Origin of the sequence: Vibrio scophthalmi LMG 19158 (assembly GCF_000222585.1) — a bacterium.
Taxonomy (GTDB): Bacteria; Pseudomonadota; Gammaproteobacteria; order Enterobacterales; family Vibrionaceae; genus Vibrio; species Vibrio scophthalmi.
Genome location: NZ_AFWE01000083.1, coordinates 107,862 through 114,077, shown reverse-complemented (window position 1 = coordinate 114,077; position 6,216 = coordinate 107,862). Strand labels below are relative to the sequence as shown.

Below are 6,216 nucleotides of genomic sequence, written 5' to 3'. Positions count from 1 at the left end.
GCACATTGGCTGGGTTCTTAAAATCAGGTATCGCGTATTACAAGAAGTGGAACGTCGCGTTGATAGAGAAGTTCTTCACGTCGTCTTCTTTCATAGAGAAAACATTGTAGCTCGCGCCTAGAGAAATAGGACCCATAACGAAGTATTCAGCGCCGATGCCGTACATTGTGTCGTACTCGTCTTCTTTAAAGTTAGTACCCTTCAACTCGTATGAGTGTACGCCCGCTTTTGCGTAAACGTGTAAAGGACCAAAATCAATGCTTGGTTTCGCAGCAAAGTAAACTGCAGAACCTTCAAGATCACCAATAAGCTTGTTACCGTATTGAGTTGTGCCGAAATCACCAAAGTTCTGGTAGCCCGCTTCTAGACCGATGAAGGGTAGAATGCCGGTGCCAACGTGAACATTGTATGAAGTCGCAGACTCATTACCTAAATCCGCTTGGCCTGCGCTCGCGCCACCGTAGATCCATGAATCAGCTGAAGCGGTCGCAGATGCACCTAAAAGTGCTAGAGCGAGTAATGTCTTTTTCATAATTAACCTTCTCTTATAATTTTGTGAGCTCGGCAATGCTCTGCCGGATCTCTGACAGTTCTGCCATTGGGCTAAAATAATGCAAATTACATACCGTTGTGTAAACGGTAAGTAAAATAAGACCCACCAGAGCGAAATTCTCTAGTGGGCTTAATGGTTTACCTTGCTATTTTGTTGGCTAACAAGCGTTGATTGCGTTGATCACTCGCTTGTCAGAAACCGGATACGGCGTACCCAACTGCTGAGCAAACAAGCTAACACGTAGCTCTTCTATCATCCAACGGATTTCTTTAACGTTGTCCGGTACTGCCATGCCTTTCGGGATCTTGTTCAATAGTTCTTTGTAATCACTCACTACTGATTCAATTTTTAGCATATGTAATCGGTCTTTATTTGGATCGATTGGCAGTTTTTCCATGCGACGTTCAATCGCTCTCATGTAGCGTAAAATATCTGGTAGACGCTTCCAGCCACATTCGGTCGCGAAGCCTTTGAAAATCAAACCTTCGATTTGCGCCTTGATGTCTGACAAAGCAAACGCCATGGTAAAATCGATACGTCCTTTCAGTTTCTTATTGATGTTGAACGCGGTGGTCAGAATAGTTTCTACCTGTTGAGCAACATCAACCACCGTATCACCGAGTTCTGCACGAATATGCTCTTTCATCTTTTCAAACTGAGCTGATTCCCAAACCAAACCGCCCTGCTCTTCGATCAACTTATCAATACCACAAGCAATACAGTCATCGATCAAGTCCATCACTTTACCGTAAGGGTTAAAGTAAAGACCCAATTTAGATTTGTTAGGCAAGTTCGAGTGCAAGTATTTCACCGGCGACGGCACGTTAAGTAGCACAAGACGACGCTGACCTGCGCGCATCGCTGCTACTTGCTCTTGCTCGGTTTCGTAGAGTTTGATCTCAACACTGTCTTTGTTATCAACAATCGCTGGGTACGCTTTTACTTCGTAGCCGCCACGTTTTTGTTGATAGACTTTAGGCAGTTCGCCGAAGCTCCAAGTATGCAGACCTTGTTGCTCAATATCTGAGTCTGCCACTTTAGATAAGGTTTCTTGTACTTTATCTTTGAGGCTTTCTTTTAGCTCATGCAGATCTTTGTGCTCTTTTAGCTTGCGATTACGATGGTCGACCGCACGGAAAGTCACCTTCAAATGCTCTGGCACTTGTTCTAGTTTCCAATCTTCGCGGTACAACTCAACGCCCGTCATGCGACGCAACTCTTTTTCCAGCGCATCAAGCAGCGGCATTTCCATCGCAGTCACACGAGCAAGGAAAGCGTCAGCGTAATTTGGTGCAGGCACAAAGTTCTTACGCAATGTTTTTGGTAGTGACTTAATTAAGCTCATCACCAATTCATGGCGCAGACCTGGGATCTGCCAGTCAAAGCCTGCCATCTCGATCTGGTTTAAGATCGGCAACGGAATGTGTACCGTCACACCATCGTTGTCATCACCCGGTTCAAATTGGTAGCTCAGCTTCAACTTGAGGCCATTTTGATACCAGAAGTTCGGGTAATCCAAATCGGTTACGTGGCTCGCATCCCCTCTGAACAGCATCTCTTTTTCAAAATTAAGCAGTTCAGGGTTTTGTTTTGACGCTTTTTTCCACCAAGTATCGAAATGACGGCCCGAGACCACTTCGGTGCCAACACGCTGATCGTAGAAATCAAACAGCTCATCGTCATCGACCAAGATGTCACGACGACGTGATTTATGCTCAAGCTCTTCAACTTCTTGCAGCAATTTACGGTTTTGCTTGAAGAAGGCGTGTTTGGTTTCCCAATCTCCTTCTACCAATGCGCTACGGATGAAGATTTCACGGCTAATGGTGGCATCAATGCGCTCATAATTGACTAAGCGTTTTGGTACGATTGGCACTCCGTACAGCATCACTTTCTCGTGTGCCATGACCGCAGCGCGCTTCTTCGACCAATGTGGTTCGCTGTAGCTGCGCTTAATCAAATGTCCGGCTAACGGCTCGATCCACTCTGGTTGGATCTTAGCAATGATGCGTCCCCAAAGCTTCGAGGTTTCCACCAGCTCTGCCGACATAATCCACTTAGGCTGTTTCTTAAACAAACCAGAAGCAGGGAAAATGTGGAAGCGTGCATTACGCGCACCTTGATAGTCACTCTTCTCTTGGTCTTTGATACCAATATGCGACAGCAAGCCAACCAAAATCGCGCTATGGACACTTTGGTAATTCGCCGGTTCAGAATTAAGCTTAAACTCCATTTCACGCATTGATTGGTGAATTTGGAAGTAAACATCCTGCCATTCTCTTACGCGTAAGTAGTTGAGATAATCAAGCTTACACTGCTTACGGAATTGGTTGCCTGACAGCTCTTTCTGCTGCTTTTGAATATAATCCCACAGGTTCACAAACGTCAGGAAGTCAGAATCTTCATGGAAAAAGCGGCGATGCTTATCATCGGAAGATTGTTTCTTATCACTTGGACGTTCACGCGGATCTTGAATCGACAGTGCTGCCGCAACGATCATCACTTCTTTTAGCGCACCATACTTTGGCGCTTCAAGCACCATACGCGCTAAACGTGGATCAATCGGTAAACGAGCAAGCTGGCGCCCTGTATTTGTAAGACGTTTTTTAGCCTCTTTAACATCACCATTCAGCGCACCTAGCTCTTCAAGCAGGCGTACACCATCTTGCACGTTACGTTTATCTGGCGCTTCGACAAATGGGAAGGCTTCTATATCGCCGAGGCCCAGCGCGGTCATCTGCAAGATAACTGAGGCTAAGTTAGTGCGAAGGATTTCTGGATCAGTAAATTCAGGACGGGAGTTAAAATCCTCTTCTGAATACAAACGAATACAGATACCTTCTTCAACACGACCACAACGACCTTTACGCTGGTTAGCACTCGCTTGAGAAACCGGCTCAATCGGCAAGCGCTGAACTTTGGTACGATAGCTATAACGACTAATGCGGGCAGTACCCGGATCGATGACGTACTTAATACCCGGAACAGTTAACGAGGTCTCAGCGACGTTGGTCGCCAGTACAATTCGACGACCAGCATGTGGCTGGAAGATACGGTTCTGTTCACTCGCAGACAATCGAGCGTACAGCGGTACGATTTCGGTGCCCTTTAAGTTACGTTTGCTCAGTGCATCTGCGGTGTCGCGAATTTCACGTTCACCGTTCATAAAGATCAAGATGTCGCCTAAGCCTTCATCACACAGTTCATCGACCGCTTCAAAGATGCCTTCTAGCTGATCACGATCGACATCATCGTAACCACTTAATGGGCGATAACGAGTATCAACCGGATAGGTGCGGCCAGAAACTTCAATGATCGGTGCATTGCTGAAGTGTTTTGAGAAACGCTCAGGGTCAATCGTTGCAGAGGTGATGATGATCTTGAGATCAGGACGACGCGGCAACAACTCTTTAAGGTAGCCTAAAATAAAATCGATGTTTAAGCTGCGCTCATGCGCTTCATCGATAATGATGGTGTCGTACTGATTAAGGAATCGGTCGTGTTGAATTTCAGCCAGCAAAATACCGTCTGTCATCAACTTGATTTGAGTATTCTCTGAAATTTGATCGTTAAATCGAACTTTGTAGCCGACAAACTCACCCAGTTGAGTCTGCATTTCTTCAGCAATACGGTTTGCGACCGAACGTGCCGCCAATCGACGTGGTTGAGTATGACCAATCAGGCCAAATTTCCCACGACCAAGCTCGGCACAGATTTTTGGTAGCTGAGTGGTTTTACCTGAGCCAGTTTCACCAGCAACGATCACCACTTGGTGCTCAGCGATCGCTTTGGCGATGTCATCTTTCTTTTGGCTAACAGGCAGGATTTCAGGGTATTCAATAGTAATTCGCTGCGCATGGCGCTGCTCGACTTCCATCATTGATTTGGCGATATCCAGTGCAATTTCATCGAACACCGCATTACGCGATGCTTCTTTATTGATTTTGCTTGCACCAGAAATACGCTTACTCAAACGGAAGCGGTCTCGAATCATACATTGTTCAAGGGCCTTACGCAGAGACGCGGCATTGTTTGCATGCACTGCGGTCTCGCTAGGCTGAGATTTTTTCGGCTGTGACGAGGTCAAAGCGTGTCCTATTCTTTTTACTTATCAAAACTGCGCGAATTGTATCACAGAATAGCCCTAAGTAACTTGCCGTTGAGGACTGGGCTAATAAACAAATCAATAAGGCGAATCTGTTCGCCTTCTGACTGAATAAACATAGTCGGAATTAGCCTGCAACACCGACTAAAAATCGAACTGTAGATAAACCGTATTGTAGTTACTGCCCCCCTTAATGCGGCCAAACTGAGAGGCTTTTTCAAAAATGGCACTACGATGATGCAAGGAGTAGCCAAACCAAACATGCTGCCATGAAGGTTGATTGACTAAGTCACCCACATTGATATCGAAGGAAAAATCCAAGTAGTTCAGTAGATGACTCGGCGTATAGCCTTTTCGGTCCATTTCGCTTTGTTCGATATAACTGATGTTATCGATGTAAGAGAGCCCTTCTGCGACACCAAAACGCCAGCGCGTTGGCCACTCGACCGTCACATAGGCTTTAATTGCCGCCACCCATTCAGTACTGGCATTTTGCACATCGGAAGACCAATGATGCACGATTCCGGGCGTGAAATAGAGATCGACTGGGTAGCCAAACAATTCATCGGTTAATGGATGGCCATAAAACAACGAAGTCAATTGGTTGTTGTACGGGTCTTTTTCACGGTTAAGGGCAAAAATATCGCCAATATTAGACGGCGTCGCCCAACCATGCGCCACTCTGAAATAACGTGAATTGGTTAACTGTGTTTTTTTAGGCGCACTGCTGTCATTAAAAAAGCCAAAACCAACAAACACTTCTCCCTGATAACGCTCTTCCACCGCTTGGGCATGATAAGCGTTATGATCTAAACGCGTGACGCTAGTCGAACCGAGTAAATACAAATTTGAGGCGACATGATAGCGAGCATCAACGCCGATATTAACATCCACTCCCGCACCTATTTTTTGCGCGGTATACTCACTAAATGCATAGTATTGACTATTAAAATCGGCGTCTTTGTAACGCAATGTCGCACTTGGCTTGAGGTTCCAGTCGCCCCATTGATATTCGGCACTAGCACGAAGGTTAGTATGAAAGCGAAAATCTTCATCGCTCATGACTTCCCAGTCTAGATGCCATTCATCATTCAATGATTGGCGTAGTTGCAAACCAAAATCAGCGCTATCACCTTGGTTAGCGTTTTGAATAGAAGCGGGAATATCCACAAAACGCATCCGCGTTAACGCATTCAACTGCAAGCTATCATCTTGCCATTGAGTCAGGTGAACGCCCCCTTCAAGACCGTCAATAAAGACCCAATCGTTGCTGAAATACATTAAGGGAACAAACGTCCCTACCGTTTGATCGCCACTTTCGGTTGCAAATGGCACACTGGCAATACGATACATTGCCGCCAACCCCCAATCTTGTTCTGCGATCGGTTCTGCTTGTTTCGCCACCACCAGAGAGGTGAAACTGGAGCTGATTATTGCGATAAAAATTGGTAGCCGGTTGTGAATTGTCATTTTTTTAACCAAAAGAAAATTAATTTACCCAGATCAGCGACTTTGCTCTTATGTTTCACTGACATTCGCCGTTAAAATAGAATGATAC

The 6,216-nt window shown here is 45.7% G+C and carries 3 protein-coding genes; all 3 read right to left on the bottom strand.

The window, feature by feature from the left end:
- Window positions 1-37 precede the first annotated feature (37 nt).
- Complete coding sequence (locus RH88_RS07940; RefSeq protein ID WP_005594795.1) at window positions 38-532, bottom strand: outer membrane beta-barrel protein; 495 nt, start codon at window positions 530-532, stop codon at window positions 38-40.
- A gap of 178 nt (window positions 533-710) precedes the next feature.
- Window positions 711-4,640 carry an ATP-dependent RNA helicase HrpA gene (hrpA, locus tag RH88_RS07935; RefSeq protein ID WP_005594793.1) on the bottom strand — a complete coding sequence of 1,310 codons (3,930 nt, stop codon included), beginning with the start codon at window positions 4,638-4,640 and terminating at the stop codon, window positions 711-713.
- 162 nt (window positions 4,641-4,802) lie between these two features.
- A complete protein-coding gene (locus RH88_RS07930; RefSeq protein WP_005594792.1) occupies window positions 4,803-6,128 on the bottom strand; it encodes a MipA/OmpV family protein in 1,326 nt (441 codons plus the stop codon).
- Between the last annotated feature and the right edge of the window lie 88 nt (window positions 6,129-6,216).

Bases quoted from the DNA above. Each gene is read 5' to 3' on its own strand.
- RH88_RS07940 (WP_005594795.1), bottom strand. From the start codon at position 532: ATGAAAAAGACATTACTCGCTCTAGCACTTTTAGGTGCATCTGCGACC.
- RH88_RS07930 (WP_005594792.1), bottom strand. From the start codon at position 6,128: ATGACAATTCACAACCGGCTACCAATTTTTATCGCAATAATCAGCTCC.